Origin of the sequence: Pseudomonas sp. PDM02 (assembly GCF_014852285.1) — a bacterium.
Lineage (GTDB): Bacteria > Pseudomonadota > Gammaproteobacteria > Pseudomonadales > Pseudomonadaceae > Aquipseudomonas > Aquipseudomonas migulae.
In genome coordinates, this window is sequence record NZ_JACVBL010000011.1 from 196,996 (window position 1) to 220,404 (window position 23,409).

The 23,409-nt window shown below is 59.0% G+C and carries 22 protein-coding genes; 21 read left to right on the forward strand and 1 reads right to left on the reverse strand.

Translation table 11 applies throughout. From position 1 onward, the window contains the following. Positions 1-45: 45 nt before the first annotated feature. The 14 genes from IB245_RS20530 to ispD all read left to right on the forward strand — a co-directional run bounded on the left by IB245_RS20530 (position 46) and on the right by ispD (position 16,204). On the forward strand, positions 46-549 hold the full coding sequence (locus tag IB245_RS20530; RefSeq protein WP_008028980.1) for an OmpH family outer membrane protein: 504 nt from the start codon (positions 46-48) through the stop codon (positions 547-549). 3 nt (positions 550-552) lie between these two features. Beyond that, positions 553-1,608 carry a UDP-3-O-(3-hydroxymyristoyl)glucosamine N-acyltransferase gene (lpxD, locus tag IB245_RS20535; protein ID WP_008039404.1) on the forward strand — a complete coding sequence of 352 codons (1,056 nt, stop codon included), beginning with the start codon at positions 553-555 and terminating at the stop codon, positions 1,606-1,608. A 108-nt stretch (positions 1,609-1,716) separates the two neighbouring features. Then, complete coding sequence (fabZ, locus tag IB245_RS20540; RefSeq protein WP_008028982.1) at positions 1,717-2,157, forward strand: 3-hydroxyacyl-ACP dehydratase FabZ; 441 nt, start codon at positions 1,717-1,719, stop codon at positions 2,155-2,157. Beyond that, positions 2,154-2,930 carry an acyl-ACP--UDP-N-acetylglucosamine O-acyltransferase gene (gene lpxA / locus IB245_RS20545; protein ID WP_008039405.1) on the forward strand — a complete coding sequence of 259 codons (777 nt, stop codon included), beginning with the start codon at positions 2,154-2,156 and terminating at the stop codon, positions 2,928-2,930. Before fabZ ends, lpxA begins: the two co-directional genes overlap by 4 nt. Positions 2,931-2,932: 2 nt before the next feature. Then, the gene (gene lpxB, locus IB245_RS20550) at positions 2,933-4,063 is read left to right on the forward strand and encodes a lipid-A-disaccharide synthase (RefSeq protein ID WP_192228497.1); all 1,131 of its coding nucleotides are present in this window, start codon (positions 2,933-2,935) and stop codon (positions 4,061-4,063) included. Continuing rightward, positions 4,060-4,698, forward strand: coding sequence for a ribonuclease HII (gene rnhB / locus IB245_RS20555; RefSeq protein WP_008028985.1), 639 nt, complete (start codon positions 4,060-4,062; stop codon positions 4,696-4,698). Before lpxB ends, rnhB begins: the two co-directional genes overlap by 4 nt. A 76-nt stretch (positions 4,699-4,774) precedes the next feature. Continuing rightward, positions 4,775-8,296: a DNA polymerase III subunit alpha gene (gene dnaE, locus IB245_RS20560; RefSeq protein ID WP_008028986.1), complete on the forward strand. Its 3,522-nt coding sequence runs from the start codon at positions 4,775-4,777 to the stop codon at positions 8,294-8,296. A 140-nt stretch (positions 8,297-8,436) separates the two neighbouring features. Next, entirely contained in the window at positions 8,437-9,384 is a 948-nt protein-coding gene (locus tag IB245_RS20565; RefSeq protein WP_008028987.1) for an acetyl-CoA carboxylase carboxyltransferase subunit alpha, read from the forward strand. A gap of 133 nt (positions 9,385-9,517) precedes the next feature. Beyond that, positions 9,518-10,846 carry a tRNA lysidine(34) synthetase TilS gene (tilS, locus tag IB245_RS20570; protein ID WP_192228536.1) on the forward strand — a complete coding sequence of 443 codons (1,329 nt, stop codon included), beginning with the start codon at positions 9,518-9,520 and terminating at the stop codon, positions 10,844-10,846. Positions 10,847-11,120: 274 nt separating this feature from the next. Beyond that, positions 11,121-12,752, forward strand: coding sequence for a CTP synthase (locus tag IB245_RS20575; RefSeq protein WP_008028989.1), 1,632 nt, complete (start codon positions 11,121-11,123; stop codon positions 12,750-12,752). A gap of 5 nt (positions 12,753-12,757) precedes the next feature. Further along, on the forward strand, positions 12,758-13,603 hold the full coding sequence (gene kdsA, locus IB245_RS20580) for a 3-deoxy-8-phosphooctulonate synthase (RefSeq protein WP_008028990.1): 846 nt from the start codon (positions 12,758-12,760) through the stop codon (positions 13,601-13,603). A gap of 156 nt (positions 13,604-13,759) precedes the next feature. Then, on the forward strand, positions 13,760-15,049 hold the full coding sequence (gene eno / locus IB245_RS20585) for a phosphopyruvate hydratase (RefSeq protein ID WP_008039408.1): 1,290 nt from the start codon (positions 13,760-13,762) through the stop codon (positions 15,047-15,049). 172 nt (positions 15,050-15,221) lie between these two features. Beyond that, positions 15,222-15,500 (forward strand): cell division protein FtsB, encoded by a 279-nt coding sequence (ftsB, locus tag IB245_RS20590; protein ID WP_008028992.1) that lies wholly within the window; start codon positions 15,222-15,224, stop codon positions 15,498-15,500. Continuing rightward, positions 15,497-16,204: a 2-C-methyl-D-erythritol 4-phosphate cytidylyltransferase gene (gene ispD, locus IB245_RS20595; RefSeq protein WP_192228498.1), complete on the forward strand. Its 708-nt coding sequence runs from the start codon at positions 15,497-15,499 to the stop codon at positions 16,202-16,204. Before ftsB ends, ispD begins: the two co-directional genes overlap by 4 nt. Positions 16,205-16,373: 169 nt before the next feature. Here the strand turns inward: ispD and IB245_RS20600 are convergent, their stop codons facing one another. Continuing rightward, positions 16,374-17,270, reverse strand: coding sequence for a LysR substrate-binding domain-containing protein (locus tag IB245_RS20600; protein WP_008028998.1), 897 nt, complete (start codon positions 17,268-17,270; stop codon positions 16,374-16,376). Positions 17,271-17,376: 106 nt separating this feature from the next. Here IB245_RS20600 and IB245_RS20605 point away from each other — a divergent pair, with 106 nt between their 5' ends. From IB245_RS20605 to IB245_RS20635, 7 genes are all read left to right on the forward strand, one after another. After that, entirely contained in the window at positions 17,377-18,489 is a 1,113-nt protein-coding gene (locus tag IB245_RS20605) for an S-(hydroxymethyl)glutathione dehydrogenase/class III alcohol dehydrogenase (RefSeq protein WP_008029001.1), read from the forward strand. An 8-nt stretch (positions 18,490-18,497) separates the two neighbouring features. Beyond that, on the forward strand, positions 18,498-19,343 hold the full coding sequence (fghA, locus tag IB245_RS20610; protein ID WP_008029003.1) for an S-formylglutathione hydrolase: 846 nt from the start codon (positions 18,498-18,500) through the stop codon (positions 19,341-19,343). Positions 19,344-19,397: 54 nt separating this feature from the next. After that, a complete protein-coding gene (ispF, locus tag IB245_RS20615) occupies positions 19,398-19,871 on the forward strand; it encodes a 2-C-methyl-D-erythritol 2,4-cyclodiphosphate synthase (protein ID WP_008029005.1) in 474 nt (157 codons plus the stop codon). Then, positions 19,868-20,926: a tRNA pseudouridine(13) synthase TruD gene (truD, locus tag IB245_RS20620; RefSeq protein ID WP_008029007.1), complete on the forward strand. Its 1,059-nt coding sequence runs from the start codon at positions 19,868-19,870 to the stop codon at positions 20,924-20,926. The genes ispF and truD overlap by 4 nt, the downstream gene beginning before the upstream one ends. Further along, positions 20,914-21,663 carry a 5'/3'-nucleotidase SurE gene (gene surE, locus IB245_RS20625; protein WP_008029009.1) on the forward strand — a complete coding sequence of 250 codons (750 nt, stop codon included), beginning with the start codon at positions 20,914-20,916 and terminating at the stop codon, positions 21,661-21,663. The genes truD and surE overlap by 13 nt, the downstream gene beginning before the upstream one ends. Positions 21,664-21,701: 38 nt before the next feature. After that, positions 21,702-22,337: a protein-L-isoaspartate(D-aspartate) O-methyltransferase gene (locus tag IB245_RS20630; RefSeq protein ID WP_177318174.1), complete on the forward strand. Its 636-nt coding sequence runs from the start codon at positions 21,702-21,704 to the stop codon at positions 22,335-22,337. A gap of 202 nt (positions 22,338-22,539) precedes the next feature. Then, on the forward strand, positions 22,540-23,397 hold the full coding sequence (locus IB245_RS20635; RefSeq protein WP_008039422.1) for a peptidoglycan DD-metalloendopeptidase family protein: 858 nt from the start codon (positions 22,540-22,542) through the stop codon (positions 23,395-23,397). The last annotated feature ends 12 nt before the right edge of the window (positions 23,398-23,409 follow it).

Genomic DNA, 23,409 nt, shown 5'->3' on the forward strand with positions numbered 1-23,409 from the left:
GCGTCTGACCCAAGATAACGACAATGGATTTTGTAGGAGTGCATCGTGCGTAAGTTGACTCAATTGGTTCTCCTGGCGACCGTACTGGTAGCAGGCCCGGCTTTTGCCGACATGAAAATTGCCGTTCTGAACTATCAAATGGCTTTGCTGGAATCCGATGCGGCCAAGAAGTACGCCGTGGATGCCGAGAAGAAGTTCGGCCCGCAACTGACCAAGCTCAAGACGCTGGAAAGCAGTGCCAAGGGTATTCAGGACCGTCTGATGGCTGGCGGCGACAAGATGCAGCAAGGCGAGCGTGAGCGTCTGGAACTTGAATTCAAGCAAAAGGCCCGTGACTTCCAGTTCCAGTCCAAGGAATTGAACGAAGCCAAAGCCGTTGCCGATCGTGAAATGCTGAAGCAGCTCAAGCCGAAACTGGACAGCGCTGTGGAAGAAGTCATCAAGAAAGGTGCTTTTGACCTGGTCTTCGAGCGTGGCGCAGTGATTGATGTCAAACCTCAGTACGACATCACTCGCCAGGTTATCGAGCGCATGAATCAGCTGAAGTAATCCATGACAGCGACCATAAAACTCGGCCAGTTGGCCGAGTTCCTCGGCGCCACTCTACGTGGCGACCCAGAGAAGGAAATTACTGGGCTAGCCACTTTGCAAGAGGCTGGCCCAGCTCAGTTGAGCTTTCTGGCAAATCCTCAATACCGCAAATACCTGGCTGACAGCCGGGCTGCAGCACTGTTGCTGAAAGCCGCTGACGCTGAAGGTTTTGCCGGGAATGCATTGGTCGTACCTGATCCGTACGCCGCCTACGCTCGTGTTTCCCACCTGTTCGATCCCAAGCCCAAGGCGGCTGCCGGCATTCATCCGACCGCAGTGATTGCGGCGGACGCGGTGGTTGATCCAGCGGCGAGCATCGGTGCCTTTGTGGTCATCGAGAGCGGGGCGCGAGTTGATGCAGGCACGACCATCGGCGCGCATTGCTTCATCGGCGCTCGTAGCGTTATCGGCGAAGGTGGCTGGCTCGCACCGCGCGTCACGCTGTATCACGACGTGCGCATCGGCAAGCGGGTGGTGATTCAGTCCGGTGCAGTGTTGGGTGGCGAAGGCTTCGGCTTTGCCAACGAGAAAGGCATCTGGCAGAAAATCGCCCAGATCGGTGGCGTTCTGGTCGGTGACGATGTGGAGATCGGCGTGAATACTGCCATCGACCGCGGTGCACTGGCCGATACCATTCTTGGTAATGGCGTCAAGCTCGACAATCAGATTCAGATCGCCCACAACGTTCAGGTTGGTGATCACACTGCCATGGCGGCGTGCGTGGGGATTTCCGGCAGCACCAAAATCGGCAAGCATTGCATGCTCGCCGGTGGCGTAGGGCTGGTGGGACATATCGAAATTTGCGACAAGGTTTTCATTACCGGGATGACCATGGTGACCCACTCGATTACCGAGCCGGGCTCCTATTCTTCCGGTACGGCCATGCAACCGGCTGCCGAATGGCGCAAAAGCGCGGCACGTATCCGTCAGCTCGATGACATCGCGCGGCGGCTGCGACAGCTGGAAAAGCGAGTAGGGGAAGTGACCCCTGACGGTATTGCTTCATCAGATGGCTGATACCATTTCCATATCAAGTGTGCACAGCCGCTAGACTGCCTCCTTGATTTGCTAGAGGAGCGCGCGTCAGTCGCGCGTTCCCAATTTTTACATAGGCTTCCCCCCGAAATGATGGACATCAACGAGATTCGCGAATACCTGCCTCACCGTTACCCGTTCCTGCTGGTGGACCGGGTCGTGGATCTGGATGTGGAAGGCAAGCGCATTCGCGCCTACAAGAATGTCAGCATCAACGAACCGTTCTTCAATGGTCACTTCCCTGCGCATCCAATCATGCCGGGCGTACTGATCATCGAAGCGATGGCTCAGGCTGCCGGGATCCTTGGTTTCAAGATGCTGGACGTGAAGCCGGCTGATGGCACCCTGTACTACTTCGTAGGCTCCGACAAACTGCGTTTCCGTCAGCCGGTCAAGCCTGGCGACCAGTTGATCCTTGAAGCCACGTTCATCAGCTGCAAGCGCAAGATCTGGAAGTTCGAATGCCAGGCATCGGTAGATGGCAAGCCGGTCTGCTCGGCCGAGATCATCTGTGCGGAACAAAAAGTATGAGTTTGATTGACCCTCGCGCAATCATCGATCCGACGGCCATCCTGGCCGACGACGTCGAGGTCGGCCCTTGGTCGATCGTCGGCGCTGGTGTGGAAATCGGCGAGGGGACAGTGATCGGGCCGCATGTGATTCTCAAAGGCCCGACCCGAATCGGTAAGCACAACCGCATCTACCAGTTTTCTTCGGTAGGCGAAGACACGCCCGATCTGAAATACAAGGGTGAAGAAACCCGTCTGGTCATCGGTGACCACAACGTCATCCGTGAAGGCGTGACCATTCACCGCGGGACCATTCAGGACCGTTCCGAAACGACCCTGGGCGATCACAACCTGATCATGGCCTACGCTCACATCGGCCACGACAGCGTCATCGGCAACCATTGCATCCTGGTCAACAACACCGCGTTGGCGGGCCATGTGCATGTTGAAGACTGGGCGATCCTGTCCGGTTTTACCCTGGTTCACCAGTATTGCCACATCGGCGCCCACAGCTTTTCCGGTATGGGCACCGCCATCGGCAAGGACGTTCCAGCGTACGTCACGGTGTTCGGCAACCCGGCCGAAGCTCGCAGCATGAACTTCGAAGGCATGCGCCGTCGTGGTTTCAGCGAAGACGCGATCCACGCCCTGCGCCGTGCCTACAAGGTGGTTTATCGCCAGGGCCTCACGGTTGAGCAGGCACTCGCGGAGCTGGCCGAGCCTTCGGAGCAGTTTCCGGAAGTTGCGGTGTTCCGTGACTCCATCCAGTCTTCGACCCGCGGCATCACACGTTAATCATGGCTAATCTGCGTATTGCGCTGGTGGCGGGTGAGGCTTCCGGTGACATTCTGGGCGCCGGTCTCATGCGTGCGCTCAAGGCTCAGCATCCGGCGGTCGAGTTCATCGGTGTCGGTGGCCCGCTGATGCAGGCTGAAGGCCTGACCTCGTATTTTCCGATGGAACGTCTCTCGGTCATGGGGCTGGTGGAAGTGCTCGGTCGGCTGCGCGAGTTGTTGAAACGCCGCAAGAAGCTGATCGCAGACCTGATCGCCGAGAAACCGGACGTGTTCATCGGTATCGATGCGCCGGATTTCAACCTCAACATCGAACTGAAGCTGCGTCAGGCCGGGATCAAGACCGTGCATTACGTCAGCCCGTCGGTGTGGGCATGGCGGCAGAAGCGGGTGCTGAAGATTCGCGAAGGTTGCGACCTGATGCTGACACTGTTCCCGTTCGAAGCGAAATTCTATGAAGAGAAGGGCGTGCCGGTGCGGTTTGTCGGTCACACCTTGGCCGATGCGATACCCCTTGAGGCTGATCGTCGCGCTGCACGCGCCGAGCTCGGTTTGCCTGATGGCCCATTGGTCGCGCTGATGCCGGGCAGTCGCGGTGGCGAAGTCGGGCGTCTGGGCGCTTTGTTCCTCGATGCCGCCGAGCGTTTGCGCGCCATGCGCCCTGGCGTGCGGTTCATTATTCCTTGTGCCAGCCCTCAGCGCCGCGTGCAGCTTGAAGAACTGCTGGCCGGTCGCGATCTGCCGCTGACCCTGCTCGACGGCAAGTCCCATCTGGCGCTGGCCGCCTGCGACGCAGTGTTGATTGCCTCCGGAACGGCGACCCTCGAAGCCTTGCTGTACAAGCGCCCGATGGTGGTGGCTTATCGCCTGGCACCGCTGACGTTCTGGATCCTCAAGCGCATGGTGAAAAGCCCTTACGTCTCGTTGCCGAACCTGCTCGCCCAGCGCCTCCTGGTGCCTGAATTGTTACAGGACGATGCAACGGTTGAAGCCTTGGCCCAGACGCTGTCTCCCCTGATCGAAGGTGGCGAAGAGCAGACCCGCGGCTTCGACGAAATCCACCGGACCTTGCGCCTTGATGCCTCCAATCAGGCAGCGGACGCGGTATTGAATCTGATCGGCAAAACACAATGACAAAAGCACAACAGATGGGCCTCGATTTCACCCTGGTCGCCGAAGTCGAAGAGCTGGTTGCCGGTGTGGATGAAGTCGGTCGCGGCCCGCTCTGCGGCGCTGTGGTCACGGCAGCGGTGATCCTCGATCCGAATCGTCCGATCCTTGGCCTCAACGATTCGAAGAAGCTCACCGAAGCCCGCCGCGAAAAACTCTTCGACGAAATCTGCGAAAAAGCCCTGAGCTGGTGCATCGCTCGCGCGGAAGTCGAAGAAATCGACGAGCTGAACATCCTCCATGCCACCATGCTGGCCATGCAGCGTGCGATCGAAGGCCTGCACATTCAGCCAAAACTGGCGATGATCGACGGTAACCGTTGCCCGAAACTAGCCATGCGCGCTGAAGCCGTGGTCAAGGGCGACAGCAAGGTCCCTGCCATCGCCGCGGCCTCGATTCTGGCCAAGGTCAGCCGCGACCGTGAAATGGCGGCATTTGAACTGATTTACCCGGGTTACGGCATCGGCGGTCACAAAGGCTACCCGACGCCCGTTCATCTGGAAGCGCTGGCACGCTTGGGGCCGACGCCGATTCACCGCCGCTCGTTCGCACCGGTGCGGTTGGCGTATGAGGCGCGCGAAAGCCTCATCGAGAGTTAGTCGCGAGGCTGATGTTTTCGCCAAGGCCCGGTACAATCCGGGCCTTGTTGTTTTCATGACATAACGCAGGATCACTATGCCGGCTTCATTCGTTCACCTACGCCTGCACACTGAATACTCCCTGGTCGACGGTCTGGTGCGGATCAAGCCGCTGGTCAAGACCTTGGTCGGCATGAACATGCCTGCCGTAGCGGTCACCGATCAGAACAACATGTGTTCCCTGGTCAAATTCTATAAAGCCTCGATGGGCGCAGGCATCAAGCCGATCTGCGGCGCCGACTTGTGGCTGTCGAACAAGGACCCGGACAACGCCCTGAGCCGGATCAGCCTGCTGGCAATGAACGCTGTCGGCTATCGCAACCTGACCGAACTGATTTCCCGCGGTTTCATCGACGGCCAGCGCAATGGCTCGATCATCATCGAGCGTGAGTGGGTGGCCGAGGCCAGCGAAGGCTTGATCATGCTGTCGGCGGCGAAGGAAGGCGAAATCGGCCTGGCCATGCTCAGCGGCAATCCGGCGGAAGCGGAAAAACTGGCACGCGAATGGATGGCGGTGTTCCCGGACCGTTTCTACCTGGAAATCCAGCGCACCAACCGCCCTAACGATGAAGAACAACTGCACGGTGCCGTGGCCCTGGCCGAGAAAATCGGCGCGCCACTGGTGGCGACCAACGACGTGCGCTTCATCAAGCAGGAAGACTTCGCCGCTCACGAAACCCGCGTCTGCATCGGTGAGGGCCGTGCCCTCGACGATCCGCGGCGTTCGAAGAACTACAGCGATCAGCAATACCTCAAAAGCGCCGAGGAAATGGCCGAGCTGTTCAGCGACATTCCCGAGGCGCTGGAAAACACCGTCGAGATCGCCAAGCGCTGCAACATCGAAGTGAAGCTGGGCACGCACTTCCTGCCCAACTTCCCGATTCCCGATGGCATGACCATCGACGAATATTTCCGCAAGGTGTCCTTCGATGGCCTGGAAGAACGGCTGACCGTTCTGCTGCCCAAGGACACCACCGAAGACTATGAAGCCAAGCGCCAGGTCTATGTCGACCGGTTGAATTTCGAGCTGGATATCATCATCCAGATGGGCTTCCCCGGTTACTTCCTGATCGTGATGGACTTTATCCAGTGGGCCAAGAGCAACGGCGTGCCGGTGGGTCCTGGTCGTGGATCGGGTGCCGGGTCGCTGGTGGCCTATGTGCAGAAAATCACCGACCTCGACCCGCTGGAATATGACCTGCTGTTCGAGCGGTTCCTCAACCCGGAACGGGTCTCCATGCCCGACTTCGACGTTGACTTCTGCATGGACGGTCGTGACCGCGTGATCGATTACGTGGCCGAGAAATACGGGCGCAACGCGGTAAGCCAGATCATCACTTTCGGTTCCATGGCCGCCAAGGCTGTGGTCCGCGACGTGGCGCGGGTGCAGGGCAAGTCCTACGGCCTGGCGGATCGTCTGTCGAAGATGATTCCGTTCGAAGTCGGCATGACCCTGGAAAAAGCCTACGAGCAGGAAGAAATCCTTCGCGACTTCATCAAGGTCGATGAAGAAGCCGCGGAAATCTGGGAAATGGCGCGCAAGCTCGAAGGCGTCGTGCGTAACGTCGGTAAACACGCCGGTGGCGTGGTTATCGCGCCGACCAAGCTGACCGATTTCTCGCCGATCTATTGCGACGAGGCCGGTGACGGCCTGGTAACCCAGTTCGACAAGGACGACGTTGAAGCCGCCGGCCTGGTGAAGTTCGACTTCCTCGGTCTGCGGACCCTGACGGTCATCGACTGGGCGCTGAAAACCATCAACCGCGACCGCGCCAAGGTCAACGAACCACCGCTGGACATCGCGTTCATCCCGCTGGACGACAAACCGACCTACACGCTGCTGCAAAAAGCGGAAACCACCGCGGTGTTCCAGCTTGAGTCGCGGGGCATGAAGGAGCTGATCAAAAAGCTCAAGCCCGACTGCCTGGAAGACTTGATCGCACTGGTGGCCCTGTTCCGTCCGGGCCCTTTGCAATCCGGCATGGTTGACGACTTTATCAACCGTAAGCACGGCCGCGCCGAACTCGCGTACCCGCACTCGGATTACCAGTACGAAGGCCTGAAACCGGTACTGGCACCGACTTACGGCATCATCCTGTATCAGGAACAGGTGATGCAGATCGCCCAGGTCATGGCCGGTTACACCCTCGGCGGTGCGGACATGCTGCGGCGGGCCATGGGTAAGAAAAAGCCCGAAGAAATGGCCAAGCAGCGCGGCGGTTTCATTGAAGGTTGCAAGACCAACAATATCGAAGCCGACCTGGCCGGTAACATTTTCGACCTGGTAGAGAAATTCGCCGGTTACGGCTTCAACAAATCCCACTCCGCCGCCTACGGGCTGGTGTCGTACCAGACCGCGTGGCTGAAAACGCACTACCCGGCGCCGTTCATGGCCGCGGTACTGTCGGCGGATATGCACAACACCGACAAGGTCGTGACCTTGATCGAAGAAATTCGCACCATGAAGCTGCGTCTCGACGCGCCGGATGTGAATACTTCGGAGTTCAAGTTCACGGTGAACGACGAAGGCCGCATCATTTACGGCCTCGGCGCGATCAAGGGTGTGGGCGAAGGCCCGGTAGAGGCGATTACCGAGGCGCGTCAGGACGGTCCGTTCAAGGATCTGTTCGATTTCTGTGCCCGTGTCGACCTCAAGCGCATCAACAAGCGCACCCTCGACGGTTTGATCCGCAGCGGTGCGCTGGATCGTCTGGGCCCGTATTTCCATGACGAACCGAAAGCCTATCAAGCGAGCATCGACCAGAACCGCGCAGTGCTGCTGAATGCGATGGAAGGGGCGATCAAGGCCGCCGAACAAACCGCTCGCACCCACGACAGTGGTCACGCCGATCTGTTTGGCGGGCTGTTCGTCGAGGCAGACGCCGACGTCTACGCCAATCACCGCAAGGCGAAAGAGTTGACCCTGAAGGAACGCCTGAAAGGGGAGAAAGACACCCTGGGCCTGTACCTGACCGGTCACCCGATCGACGAATACGAAGGTGAAATTCGCCGCTTTGCCCGTCAGCGCATCATCGACCTGAAGCCGGCTCGCGATACACAGACCGTCGCGGGCATGATCATCGCCCTGCGTGTGATGAAGAACAAAAAGGGCGACAAGATGGGGTTCATCACCCTTGACGATCGCTCTGGGCGGATCGAAGCTTCGTTGTTTGCCGATGCGTTCCATTCGGCGCAGTCGCTGTTGCAGACTGATGCGATGGTTGTTGTCGAGGGCGAAGTCAGCAACGACGATTTCTCCGGCGGTTTGCGCCTGCGGGTCAAGCGGGTGATGAGCATGGAAGATGCGCGCACCAACCTGGCCGAAAGTCTGCGCTTGAAGCTGCAGACCAAGGATTTGAAAGGCGATCAGCTACGCTGGCTGGGTGAGCTGTTCAAGCGTCACCGAGGTGCGTGCCCGATCACCATGGAGTACACGAGCCCCGATGCGAAGGCCTTGCTGCAGTTCGGCGAGACCTGGCGAATCGACCCGGCGGATGCGTTGATTCAAGCCTTGCGTGACCAGTTCGGGCGAGACAACGTCTTCCTCCAATACCGTTGACGGTCAGGTAGCAACTGAACGCCCTGATCTCGACCTGAATTTTTAATCTCGACCTGAACGCGCCTCTCCCTTAAGGTAGGGCGCGAATAGACAACCGGCCGGCCCAAGCTCTCTTGGACGTCGACCCAAGACGGACGCCTATGAACCCGAATTTTCTAGATTTCGAACAGCCGATCGCCGACCTGCAAGCCAAGATCGAAGAGTTGCGCTTGGTCGGTAACGACAATTCGCTGAATATCGGCGATGAGATCTCCCGCCTGCAGGACAAAAGCAGCACGCTGACCGAAGACATCTTCGGCAAGCTGACCAGCTGGCAGATCGCGCGTCTGGCGCGTCACCCGAAACGTCCATACACCCTGGACTACATCGAACACATCTTCACCGAGTTCGACGAGCTGCACGGCGACCGTCACTTCTCCGACGACGCTGCCATCGTTGGCGGCGTGGCCCGTCTGGACGACCAGCCGGTGATGATCATCGGTCACCAGAAAGGCCGCGAAGTGCGCGAGAAGGTTCGCCGCAACTTCGGCATGCCGCGTCCGGAAGGCTACCGCAAGGCGTGCCGCCTGATGGAAATGGCCGAGCGCTTCAAAATGCCGATCCTGACCTTCATCGACACGCCGGGTGCTTACCCGGGCATCGACGCTGAAGAGCGCAACCAGAGCGAAGCGATTGCCTGGAACCTGCGTGTCATGGCTCGCCTGAAAACCCCGATCATCGCCACCGTCATCGGTGAAGGTGGTTCCGGTGGTGCTCTGGCAATTGGCGTGTGCGATCAGTTGAACATGCTGCAGTACTCGACCTACGCGGTGATCTCGCCGGAAGGTTGTGCGTCGATTCTGTGGAAAACCGCCGAAAAAGCGCCGGATGCTGCAGAAGCCATGGGCATCACCGCCGAGCGCCTGAAAGGCCTGGGCATCGTTGATAAAGTGATCGGCGAACCTCTGGGCGGCGCTCATCGCGACCCGGTGGCGGCTGCTGCATCGATCCGTGCCGAGCTGACCTCGCAACTGGCGATGCTGAAGAAGTTCGACAACGAAGCGCTGCTCAAGCGCCGTTACGAGCGACTGATGAGCTACGGTCTCTAAGCCGGGCGCGCAATACCCCTGTGGGAGCGAGCCTGCTCGCGATTGCGGTTTAACATTCAACTAATCGGTTGGCTGTTTGACCGCAATCGCGAGCAGGCTCGCTCCCACATTTGATTTGTGCAAAGGGAAAGATATGGATCGGCCCACGATTGATTTGCCTTCCCGGCTATTGATGAATCTGAACCCGTGGCGCAATGCTGCGAAATGGCACATCGCCTTCTCCGGTGGACTCGACTCCACGGTCCTTCTGCACCTTCTCGCCCATCTCGCCAAAACCGAACACCTCCCTGAGCTGAAAGCTATCCACATTCATCACGGCCTCCAGTCTGTGGCCGATGCGTGGCCGGAGCATTGCCAGTCAGTCTGTGATGCGCTGGGAATACCGCTACAGGTCGTTCACGTCCAGGTTCAGCCCGGCGCCAGCCTTGAGCGTGCAGCCCGTGACGCGCGCTATGGCGCGTTCATCGAGGCTACTCAAGCCAATGAAGTGCTGTTGACCGCCCAGCATCGTGATGATCAGGCGGAAACCCTGTTGTTCCGATTGCTGCGTGGGGCAGGGGTGAGAGGGCTGTCAGGGATGCCGCGCCAGCGTGTGTTGGGCAAAGGGCATCTGGTGCGACCCTTGCTCGATGTCACGCGAGCAGAGTTGGAGGGGTACGCGAACCAGTACTCATTGAGCTGGATCGAGGATCCTTCCAATCAGGATCGACGTTTCTCGCGTAATTACTTGCGCAATCAGGTGTTCCCGGTGCTGACCGAGCGCTGGCCTCAAGCGATGGCGACGATGGCTCGCAGCGCCGCGCATCTGAGCGAAGCGCAGGAACTGCTCGATGAGTTGGCGAAAATCGATCTGGCCCAGGCCAGCTCCATCAGTGAATTCGATTGGCTGGGTGTGCCGTCACTTGAGCTTTCTACGCTTGTCAGCCTGTCCGCCGCTCGCCAGCGAAATGCAGTGAGTCACTGGCTCTCGGCACTGACCCGTTTACCGGATAGCGACCATTGGTCGGGTTGGGAAGATTTTCGTGATGCTGCCGCGGATGCCTCTCCGGTCTGGCGCTTGGCCGATGGGGAATTGCATCGGGCGAACGGGCGGATCTGGTGGCTTTCGGGCTGCTGGCTGCGAACGCCGCCGCCCGCGCCTGATTGGCCTGATCCCTCGCTATCGCTGGCGTTGCCGGATAACGGCGTGCTCTCGCTCACCGGTCAAACCCCCGATGGCCCGCTGCATATCCGCTATCGTGAAGGGGGCGAGGTCATGAGTCTGCCCGAGCGCGGCCATCGTGATCTGAAGCGTTTGCTCAACGAACGTGGGGTCCCGGGCTTCGTCCGTGGCCGATTGCCGCTGCTCTATCAGGGCGAGCAATTGCTGGCGGTGGCGAGCCTGCGAGGTTTGAATGGCAGTGAGCAGGACGGCTGGAATTTGCATTGGCAGCCACCGAACGAAGATCAAGGTTTGAGCTGAAAGGGGCTTTCCGGTAGACTACGCTCCCTTCTTGATACAACTTCTGTGGATTCGCCTGAATTGCAGGAGTTGCCGATTACCAAGCAGTCTTTGCTGGGCGATTCCAAAAAATGTGTAGCGAGCAACGTACCGGTGTTTCATCTTCCGGTCTGTCCCAACGCGGCGGTTTTTTTGAAAGGTGCACTGTGATTAATGCAGGTGATCGGGGGCTTCGGCCTTCCTTCGCTTTCCCCGGCGGCTCGGACCGCTTTAACGCAGACTTCTAGGGTTTTTCATGACGCGCTACATATTCGTCACGGGCGGTGTTGTTTCTTCATTGGGGAAAGGCATTGCATCGGCTTCATTGGCGGCCATCCTGGAGGCGCGGGGACTTAAGGTCACCATGCTGAAGCTGGATCCGTACATCAACGTCGATCCGGGCACCATGAGCCCGTTCCAGCACGGTGAAGTGTTCGTCACCCACGACGGCGCCGAGACCGACCTGGACCTGGGTCACTACGAGCGGTTCATCCGCACGACCATGACCCAGAACAACAACTTCACCACCGGCCGTGTCTACGAACACGTCCTGCGCAAAGAGCGCCGTGGTGATTACCTGGGCGCGACCATCCAGGTGATCCCGCACATCACCGACGAAATCAAGCGCCGGATCATCAAGGGCGCCGGCGATGCCGACGTGGCCATGGTCGAGATCGGTGGCACCGTGGGTGACATCGAATCCCAACCGTTCCTCGAAGCCATCCGCCAGCTGCGTTTCGAAGTCGGCGCCAAGCGCGCGATGCTGATGCACCTGACACTGGTGCCGTACATCGCCACTGCCGGCGAAACCAAAACCAAGCCAACCCAGCACTCGGTCAAGGAACTGCGCTCCATCGGCCTGCAACCTGACGTGCTGGTGTGCCGCTCCGATCACCCGATCGACATCTCCTCGCGTCGCAAGATCGCGCAATTCACCAACGTTGAAGAACGTGCGGTGATCGCGCTGGAAGACGCCGACACCATCTACAAGATCCCGGGCATCCTGCATTCGCAAGGCCTGGATGATTTTGTGGTCGAGCGTTTCGGTCTGCAATGCGGCGGCGCCGATCTGTCCGAGTGGGAAGCCGTGGTTGACGCCAAGCTCAATCCTGAGCACGAAGTCACCATCGCCATGGTCGGCAAGTACATGGAATTGCTGGACGCCTACAAGTCGCTGATCGAAGCGATGAGTCACGCCGGCATCAGCAACCGCACCAAGGTCAACCTGCGCTACATCGATTCCGAAGACATCGAAAACCAGGGCACCGCGCTGCTGGAAGGCGTCGACGCGATTCTGGTTCCAGGCGGCTTCGGTCTGCGTGGCGTGGAAGGAAAGATCACCGCCGTCCAGTACGCTCGCGAAAACAAGGTTCCGTACCTCGGCATCTGCCTGGGCATGCAAGTGGCGGTTATCGAGTTCGCTCGTAACGTCATGGGCTGGAAAGACGCCAACTCCACCGAGTTCGATCGTGCAAGCGGTCACCCGGTCGTGGGTCTGATCACCGAGTGGGAAGACGCCACCGGCGCCGTCGAAACCCGTACCGAAACCTCCGATCTGGGCGGCACCATGCGTCTCGGCGCGCAGGATTGCCTGTTGGAGCCGGGTTCCCTGGTTCACGGCTGCTACGGCAAGGATGTGATCGTCGAGCGTCACCGTCACCGCTACGAAGTGAACAACAACCTGCTGCCGAAAATCATGGAAGCCGGCCTGAAAATCTCCGGTCGCTCCGGTGATGGCGCGCTGGTTGAAGTGGTCGAAGCCCCGGATCATCCATGGTTCGTTGCTTGCCAGTTCCACCCTGAGTTCACCTCGACGCCACGCGACGGTCACCCGTTGTTCAGCGGCTTCGTCAAAGCAGCTTTGGCTCAACACCAGAAGAAGGCTTGAACCTTATGGCGCAGAAGATCATCCGCGTAGGCGATATCGAGATTGCCAACGACAAGCCAATGGTGCTTTTCGGTGGCATGAACGTGCTGGAAAGCCGCGACATGGCGATGCAGGTCTGCGAAGAATACGTGAAGGTTACCGAGAAACTCGGTATCCCTTACGTGTTCAAGGCCAGCTTCGACAAGGCCAACCGTTCCTCCGTGACCTCTTACCGTGGCCCCGGCCTGGAAGAGGGCATGCGGATTTTCCAGGACATCAAGCAAGCCTTCGGCGTGCCGATCATCACCGACGTCCACGAGCCTGAACAGGCTGCGGTCGTCGCTGAAGTCTGCGACATCATCCAGCTTCCGGCCTTCCTGTCGCGCCAGACCGACCTCGTGGTCGCGATGGCCAAGACCGGTGCGGTGATCAACATCAAGAAAGCCCAGTTCCTCGCACCTCAGGAAATGAAACACATCCTGAACAAGTGCGTGGAAGCGGGTAACGATCAGTTGATCCTCTGCGAGCGTGGTTCGAGCTTCGGCTACAACAACCTGGTGGTCGACATGCTCGGCTTCGGCATCATGAAGCAGTTCGAGTACCCGGTGTTCTTCGACGTGACCCACGCGCTGCAAATGCCTGGCGGTCGTGCCGATTCCGCCGGCGGTCGTCGCGCCCAGGTCCTCGATCTGGCGAAAGCCGGGATCAGCCAGTCACTGGCCGGTCTGTTCCTCGAAGCCCACCCGGACCCGGACAACGCCAAATGCGACGGCCCTTGCGCCTTGCGTCTGGACAAACTGGAGCCATTCCTGGCCCAGCTCAAAGCTTTGGACGAACTGGTGAAGAGTTTTCCGACGGTAGAAACCGCGTAATCCTCATTTCTCCGGTAAAGTACCGCACGATTTGTTGCTCAGGCCCTCGGGCCTGAGCCTTATCGTCCGCAAGTCTGCCCGTTGCACATCACTTGCCGGCGATAAAAGATTTCCTTCAGCTGCGTCGTTTTCGTCAACTTTGGAGTGTTTACAACAATGGCAAAAATCGTCGACATCAAAGGTCGTGAAGTTCTCGACTCCCGTGGCAACCCCACCGTGGAAGCGGACGTGCTTCTCGATAACGGCATCATCGGCAGTGCTTGCGCGCCGTCCGGTGCTTCCACTGGCTCGCGTGAAGCGCTCGAGCTGCGTGATGGCGACAAGAGCCGTTACCTGGGCAAAGGCGTTCTGAAAGCCGTCGCCAACATCAACGGTCCGATCCGCGACCTGTTGAAAGGTACAGATCCAAGCGACCAGAAAGCGCTGGATCACGCGATGATCAAGCTGGACGGTACTGAAAACAAAGGCTCCCTGGGCGCCAACGCGATCCTCGCCGTTTCCCTGGCCGCGGCCAAGGCAGCAGCTCAGGACCAGGACCTGCCGCTGTACGCACACATCGCCAACCTGAACGGCACCCCGGGTGTTTACTCGATGCCGGTTCCGATGATGAACATCATCAACGGTGGCGAGCACGCCGATAACAACGTCGACATCCAGGAATTCATGGTTCAGCCGGTTGGCGCCAAGTCTTTCTCGGAAGGTCTGCGCATGGGCACCGAGATTTTCCATCACCTCAAAGCTGTGTTGAAGGCCCGTGGCCTGAGCACTGCCGTCGGTGACGAAGGTGGTTTTGCACCGAACCTGGCTTCCAACGAAGACGCTTTGAAAGTGATCTCCGAAGCCGTGGCCAACGCCGGTTACAAGCTGGGCACCGACGTGACCCTGGCACTGGACTGCGCGGCCAGCGAGTTCTACGAAGACGGCAAGTACAACCTGTCCGGCGAAGGCCAGGTGTTCACCGCTGAAGGTTTCGCCGATTACCTGAAAGGCCTGACCGAGCGTTACCCGATCATCTCCATCGAAGATGGCCTGGACGAGTCTGACTGGGCTGGCTGGAAAATCCTCACCGACAAGATCGGCGAGAAGACTCAGCTGGTAGGCGACGACCTGTTCGTAACCAACACCAAGATCCTGAAAGAAGGCATCGATAAAAAGATCGCCAACTCGATCCTGATCAAGTTCAACCAGATCGGCACCCTGACCGAAACCCTGGAAGCCATCCAGATGGCCAAGGCCGCCGGTTACACCGCCGTGATCTCGCACCGCTCCGGCGAAACCGAAGATTCGACCATTGCCGACCTGGCTGTGGGCACTTCGGCTGGCCAGATCAAGACCGGCTCCCTGTGCCGTTCCGATCGCGTTTCCAAGTACAACCAACTGCTGCGCATCGAAGAGCAGTTGAATGGCAAAGCCAAGTACAACGGTCGCAGCGAGTTCCGCGGCTGATTGCTATAAGGTAAAAAAGACACCGGATTGTGTCGGAAAAATCGCGACAGCGACGTTTTTGCCACTAATCTGATGCCTTAAGAGCACAAGCCTGGACTTTCCAGGCTTCGTGCTATCAGAAGCTTCAAAGTTTTGGCATGGCTGTCTTTTTTCACTGGATACCTGATATTCGATGCGCAGTCCCAATTGGTTGTTCCTCGTCTTGCTCTTGTTGCTGGCTGGCCTGCAATACCGCCTGTGGGTGGGTAATGGCAGTCTGGCGCAAGTGGCCGAGCTGACTCAGCAGATCGCGGATCAACATGCTGAGAACGAAGGCCTGCTGGAGCGCAATCGGGTCATGGACGCTGAAGTCAGTGAGTTGAAAAAGGGCATGGAGACCGTTGAAGAGCGGGCTCGCCATGAGTTGGGCATGGTCAAGGACGGTGAAACCCTTTACCAGTTGGCTCAATGAATTCCTCGTTACCGGCCTTCTGGGCTGTTATCCCTGCCGCGGGCGTCGGTGCCCGTATGGCCGCAGACCGTCCCAAGCAATATTTGCACCTGGGCGGGCGCACTATTCTTGAACACAGCCTTGGCTGTTTCCTTGATCATCCTTCCCTCAAGGGACTGGTGGTCAGTCTGGCTGTTGATGATCCTTATTGGCCCAATCTGGCATGCGCCGGCGATACGCGTATTCAACGCGTTGACGGTGGCGCCGAGCGTTCCGGGTCGGTGCTCAATGCCTTGCTGCACTTGCATGCGTTGGGTGCGGACGATGAGGATTGGGTGTTGGTCCACGATGCTGCGCGACCGAATCTGAGCCGCGATGATCTGGACAAGTTGCTGGTTGAACTGGCTGACGATCCGGTCGGCGGGCTGCTGGCGGTTCCGGCACGCGATACCCTGAAGCGGGTCGACAAGCACGGTCGTGTCGTTGAAACCGTGGACCGCAGCGTGATCTGGCAGGCGTATACGCCGCAGATGTTTCGACTTGGCGCGTTGCATCGGGCGTTGGCGGACAGTCTGGTGGCGGATGCTGTTATCACTGATGAAGCGTCGGCGATGGAGTGGGCTGGTTCATCGCCACGCCTTATCGAAGGGCGTTCCGACAATCTCAAGGTCACACGTCCCGAAGATCTTGAATGGTTGAGACAGCGCTGGGCTAACCGCCGCTGATTGACTTGGGGTCAGTGTTATCCCCGATCGCGAGCAGGCTCACTCCTACAGGGTTCAACGGTGTACACAAGATGTGTGTTCGTCCCCGTCCACTGTAGGAGTGAGACCGGCTTGCCGGCGATAGCGGTAGTCCAGGCACTCGATTTCTTCCTGGCACACCAGCAACCGTCTAGCTTCGATACTCCGGCCGCTCAGCCAACCCTTCCTTCAAATAATCCACCAACTTGCGCACCTTCGGCGACAGATGCCGCTGCTGTGGATAAAGCGCCCAAACGGCAGTGTTCGGCGGCTGATGAGCCTCCAGCAGCGAAATCAAATCCCCGGTTTTCAGATGCTCCAGCACGTAGTAATCCGGCAGCTGACAGAGCCCGACGCCCTGCAACGCCGCATCCAGCACCGCTTGCCCACTGTTGCAACGCCAGTTTCCCTGCACCCGCTGGGAAAATTCCCGCCCGTTCTGTTCCAGTTGCCACAGGTCCGAACTACCGATGAGGCAGTTGTGGCGGCTCAATTCCGACAAGCTATGTGGGCGACCATACCGTTCCAGGTAGGACGGAGACGCGCACAAATACATGCGTCGCGGTGCCAGTCGCGTGGCGACCAGTCGTGAGTCCTGAAGGCGGCCGAGGCGGATCGCCAGGTCCAGGCCTTCATGCACCAGATCGAGTTGCCGGTTGCTCAGTTCGATATCAATCCGCAGTTGCGGATAGAGCCCCATGAATCGCGTCACCAGCGGCACGATAAAGCGCTCGCCGTAGGCCACCGCGCAGGTCATGCGCAACATGCCTTTGGGCTCGCTGGTCAGGTCGCCGACGGCTCTGAGCGCTTCTTCACGACCGTCCTGCAAGCGTTGGCAATGCTGCAAAAACGTTTGCCCGGCTTCGGTCAGCGTGACTCGCCGGGTGCTGCGGTACAGCAAGCGCGTCTGAAGGCGCTCTTCGAGGCGTACTATTTGGCGACTGATGTGGGAGGAAGACACCCCAAGACGCTCCGCCGCCGCCGTAAACTGGCTGCACTCGGCCACGGCGACGAACTCGTCGATACCTTCCCAGCGGTTCTCGGACATTAACGATTATCCCTATGTGGCAATAATGTTTTGCTTTTGTCCGGATTATTCACCGTAAGGCGCTGTATTACACTCACTGTCTCGTTTTATTCACTGGAGAACCAACATGATCAAGTCGCGCGCCGCCGTTGCCTTCGAGGCCAAGAAACCCCTCGAGATCGTTGAAGTCGATGTCGCCCTGCCCAAGGCCGGTGAAGTTCTGTTGCGTGTGGTTGCCTCCGGTGTCTGTCATACCGATGCCTACACCCTGTCGGGCGCTGATCCGGAAGGTATCTTCCCGTCGATCCTCGGCCACGAAGGTGGCGCAGTTGTTGAAGCGATTGGCGAGGGCGTGACCTCGGTCGCTGTCGGCGATCATGTGATCCCGCTGTACACCCCGGAATGCCGCCAGTGCAAATTCTGCCTGTCGGGCAAGACCAACCTGTGCCAGGCGATTCGTGCGACCCAGGGCAAAGGCCTGATGCCAGATGGCACCACGCGTTTTTCCTACAAGGGCCAGCCGATTTTCCACTACATGGGCACCTCGACGTTCTCCGAATACACCGTGCTGCCGGAAATCTCCGTCGCCAAGATTCCTAAAGAAGCGCCACTGGAAAAAGTCTGTCTGCTGGGCTGCGGCGTCACTACCGGCATTGGCGCGGTACTCAATACAGCCAAGGTGAAACCGGGTGATACCGTGGCAATTTTCGGTCTTGGCGGTATTGGTCTGTCGGCGGTCATTGGCGCGGTAAAAGCCAAGGCTGCGCGCATCATCGCCATCGACATCAACCCGGCCAAATTCGAGATCGCCAAACAGTTGGGTGCAACCGACTGCGTGAACCCGAAAGACTTCGACCGTCCGATCCAGGAAGTCATCGTCGACATGACCGATGGCGGCGTCGACTTTTCCTTCGAGTGCATCGGCAATGTCCAATTGATGCGCGCCGCACTTGAGTGCTGCCACAAAGGCTGGGGCGAGTCGGTGATCATCGGCGTCGCCGGTGCCGGTCAGGAAATCGCTACCCGCCCATTCCAGTTGGTCACCGGTCGCGTCTGGCGCGGTTCGGCGTTCGGCGGTGTGCGCGGTCGTACCGAGTTGCCGAGCTATGTCGAAATGGCCGAGACCGGCGAGATCCCGCTGGATACGTTCATCACCCACACCATGGGCCTGGAAGATATCAACAAGGCTTTCGACCTGATGCATGAAGGAAAAAGCATCCGTTCCGTCATTCATTTCTGAGGTCGGTCATGAGCCTGGAAAATATCTCCTGCCAGAAAAGCTTCGGCGGCTGGCACAAACGCTACCGGCACCGTTCCGACGTGCTCGGTTGCGACATGGTGTTTGCCGTGTACCTGCCGCCGCAAGCGGAGCAGGGCGGCAAACTGCCGGTGCTGTACTGGTTGTCCGGCCTGACCTGCACCGACGAAAATTTCATGCAAAAGGCCGGCGCCATGCGCATGGCCGCCGAGCTTGGGTTGATCATCGTTGCCCCGGACACCAGCCCGCGCGGTCCCGATGTGCCGGGTGATCCGGACGGCGCCTGGGACTTCGGCCTCGGCGCCGGGTTTTATCTGAATGCCACGCAGGAACCCTGGTCGCGGCATTATCGGATGCATGACTATGTCGTGCAGGAATTGCCGGCATTGGTCGAAGCCCATTTCCCGGCTTCGGACAAGCGCGGTATCAGCGGCCACTCCATGGGCGGTCACGGTGCGCTGGTCTGTGCGTTGCGCAATCCGGGGCGTTATCAGTCGGTGTCGGCGTTCTCGCCGATCAACAATCCGATGGATTGCCCATGGGGTCAGAAAGCCTTTTCCCGTTACCTGGGCGAAGACCGTTCGAAGTGGCGCGAGTGGGATGCCTGTGCGCTGATTGCCGAGGCTGACGAGAAGCTGCCGCTATTGGTCGACCAAGGTGATCGAGATGATTTTCTCGCCACCCAGCTCAAGCCTGAAGCCCTGCAACAGGCGGCCAAACTGGCCGGTCATCCGCTGACGTTGCGCTTGCAACCGGGCTACGACCACAGCTATTTCTTCATCGCCAGCTTCATCGATGAACACTTGCAGCATCATGGACGTGCTCTAAGCGCCTAATGACTGACAAAGCAGGTAGAATCACGCCCTGACAAAAATCGGGGCGTTTTTTTTATGCGTATTGGCCACGGCTATGATGTGCACCGTTTCGCTGAAGGCGATTTCATTACTCTGGGCGGCGTGCGCATTGCACACGGCTTCGGGCTGCTCGCTCATTCCGACGGTGACGTCCTGCTGCACGCCTTGAGCGATGCCTTGCTCGGCGCTGCTGCGCTGGGTGATATCGGCAAGCATTTCCCGGACACCGACCCGACATTCAAGGGTGCCGACAGCCGTGTGCTGTTGCGTCATGTCGTCGCACTGGTCCACGCCAAGGGCTGGAAGGTCGGCAACGTCGATAACACCATCGTCGCCCAGGCGCCGAAAATGGCCCCGCATATCGAATCGATGCGTGCGCTGATTGCCGCGGATCTTCAAGTTGAGTTGGATCAAGTGAACGTGAAAGCTACCACCACCGAAAAGCTCGGCTTTGTCGGTCGCGAAGAAGGTATTGCCGTGCACTCCGTTGCCTTGTTGCTGCGCGCATGAACGAACTGCAATTGCTTGGCCCGCGTGCCTATGGTGAAGCCCTCGGCACCGCTGTACTGAAAGCTACGGCGGAAGATTTTCAGGTCGATGAAGTCCTCAATATTCCGCTCAGCGGCGACGGCGAGCACCTGTGGATCTGGGTGGAAAAACGCGGCCTGAATACCGAAGAGGCCGCACGTCGAATCGCCAAGGCGGCGGGCGTGCCATTGCGCACCGTCAGTTACGCCGGTCTCAAGGACCGTCAGGCGCTGACGCGTCAGTGGTTCAGCGTGCAACTGCCGGGCAAGGCCGACCCTGATCTGTCGGCGGCGGAAAACGATACGCTGAAAATCCTCAAGACCGGTCGGCATAAACGCAAGCTGCAACGCGGTGCCCACTCGGCCAACGGTTTTACTTTGCGCCTCACGCAATTCGCTGGCGACAAAGCGGCGATCGAAGCGCGTCTGCAACTGATCGCCAAACAAGGTATTCCGAATTATTTCGGCGCCCAGCGTTTCGGCTTTGACGGTGGCAACGTGGTCGATGCCCGTAGCTGGGCCGCGCGCAAGGCCTTGCCGGAGCAGCGCAACGTGCGTTCGCGTCTGCTTTCTACCGCCCGCAGTTTTCTGTTTAACCAAGTGTTGGCGGCGCGCGTTGCTGATGGCACCTGGCAGCAAGCGCAGGTTGGCGATCTGTTGGCGTTTACCGACAGCCGCAGTTTTTTTCCGGCCGGTGAGGCCGAGTGCAGCGACCCGCGACTGGCGATTCTAGACCTGCACCCGACCGGCCCGCAGTGGGGCGAAGGTGACTCGCCAGCGACGGGCGCTGTCCATGAACTGGAGCAGGCAATCGCCGCCCGCGAAGCAGACCTTCGCGATTGGTTGATTAACGCCGGAATGAGCCACGAACGTCGCATCCTGCGGCTGCCCATTGGTGGGTTGACGTGGCATTATCCCGAGCCTGACATTCTGCAACTGGAATTCGTCCTGCCGGCCGGATGCTTTGCCACTGTATTGGTGCGCGAGCTTGTTGATCTGGTGCCGGTGGGGCAGACGGACAGCCCATGCGTATTCTGATTTCTAACGACGATGGGGTAACCGCACCCGGTCTCGCCGCGCTTTATGCTGCGCTGGCGGATTACACCGAATGCGTGGTTATCGCCCCGGACCAAGACAAAAGCGGCGCCAGCAGTTCGCTGACGCTCGACCGTCCGTTGCACCCGCAAACCCTGGCCAACGGCTTTATCAGCCTTAATGGCACACCGACCGATTGCGTGCACCTGGGCCTCAACGGCTTGCTGGAGCGCGAAGCGGACATGGTGGTTTCCGGCATTAACCTGGGCGCCAACCTGGGGGACGATGTGTTGTATTCCGGTACCGTGGCAGCGGCCCTCGAGGGGCGTTTCCTGAAGCGGCCATCGTTTGCCTTTTCGTTGGTCTCACGGCAGGTCGAGAACCTTCCCACAGCCGCTTACTTTGCGCGCAAACTGGTGGAAGCCCACGCTGACCTTGACCTGCCACCGCGCACGGTGCTGAACGTGAACATTCCCAATTTGCCGCTGGACCACATCCGCGGAATCCAGCTGACGCGCCTTGGCCATCGCGCCCGCGCCGCGGCACCGATGAAAGTGGTCGACCCGCGCGGCAAGTCCGGCTACTGGATCGCCGCCGCAGGGGACGCCGAAGACGGCGGCCCGGGCACCGACTTCCATGCGGTGATGCAAGGCTATGTATCCATCACGCCGCTGCAACTGGATCGCACCTTCAATGATGCTTTCGCAAGTCTCGACGGCTGGCTGGAGGGACTGCGCTGATGGCTCGTGAACAAGACCCGATGCATCGCGGTATCGGGATGACCTCGCAACGTACCCGCGAGCGCCTGATTCAGCGGTTGTACGAGGAAGGCATTTCCAACACCAAGGTGCTGGAAGTGATCCGCCTTACGCCACGACACCTGTTTGTCGACGAAGCGCTGGCGCACCGTGCCTACGAAGACACGGCGTTGCCGATCGGTAACAACCAGACGATCTCCCAGCCTTACATGGTGGCCCGCATGAGCGAGCTGCTGCTGGAAGCGGGGCCTTTGGACAAGGTAATGGAAATCGGCACGGGTTCGGGTTATCAGACCGCAATCCTGTCGCAACTGGTCGAGCGGGTTTTTTCCGTCGAACGCATCAAGGTTCTGCAGGATCGGGCCAAGGAACGCCTGGTTGATCTGAACTTGCGCAATGTGGTTTTCCGCTGGGGCGATGGTTGGGAAGGCTGGCCTGCGCTGGCGCCGTACAACGGCATTATCGTGACGGCGGTGGCGACCGATGTGCCTCAGGCCTTGCTTGATCAGTTGGCACCTGGGGGGCGACTGGTCATACCGGTCGGCTCGGGTGAAGTGCAACAGTTGATGCTGATCATCCGCGAAGAACACGGGTTTTCCAGGCGTGTTCTGGGGGCGGTGCGTTTCGTTCCATTGCTCAACGGCCCCCTGGCCTGAGCATTTGTCCGGGCGCGGTGAATTCTCTTCGATTGCCTCTGTCTTACAGCGGCGTCGATCGGTTAAACGGGTTTCATCGTCAGGTAGCAAACGTGTGCTTCGCTTCATTAAAGGTAAAGCCTGCACAGCCCGTTATACTGGTGACACTTCATGCCGGGAGCGCGGCAATTCAATATTTCAGCCACCACAAAGGGAGCGGCGGGTGAGTCTCACAGTCATTGCGCAGCGAATGGGTATAACGAGCTTTCAGCGCCTGGTGACTGGCCTAGTCTTGAGTACCTTGCTGGTCGGTTGTTCCAGCAACAAGTCGAGCGACGTACGCGTCGTCGATCGCAACAATGCCGTGGCCCAGCGTCCGGCAGTGACCACGGGCCAGTATGTGGTTCGACCTAAAGACACCTTGTTTTCCATCGCCTTTCGCTACGGCTGGGACTACAAAGCCCTCGCCGCACGCAACAACATTCCTGCGCCTTACACGATACATCCGGGTCAGACGATTCGCTTTGACGGTCGCACCGGTTCAACGCCGACGGCGGTGGCCAGTCCGGCCGATTCGGCGCCTTCATCGTCGAGTAAAACCACAGTAATCCGGCGCCAGCCAAATGGCGCAACTACGACGACAACGGTGGTTGCACCGTCCGTCGCCAACAAGCCGGCACCCGCTCCGATGCCTCCCGCAGGCCCGGCCCCGACCGGCTGGGGGTGGCCTTCTAATGGCATTCTCATTGGAAAATTCTCTTCAAACGGTAGTTTGAATAAAGGAATTGATATCGCCGGGGATTTGGGACAGCCTGTTTTAGCTGCGTCTGATGGGACGGTGGTATACGCCGGGAGTGGCTTAAGGGGCTACGGCGAATTGGTCATCATCAAACACAGCGACACCTACGTCAGTGCCTACGGTCACAACCGCAGGCTGTTGGTTCGGGAGGGGCAGCAGGTCAAGGTCGGACAGACAATTGCCGAAATGGGGTCAACGGGTACAGACCGGGTGAAACTGCATTTTGAGATTCGCCGACAAGGTAAACCTGTAGATCCGCTGCAGTTCCTGCCACGTCGTTGATTTGTTACCAGC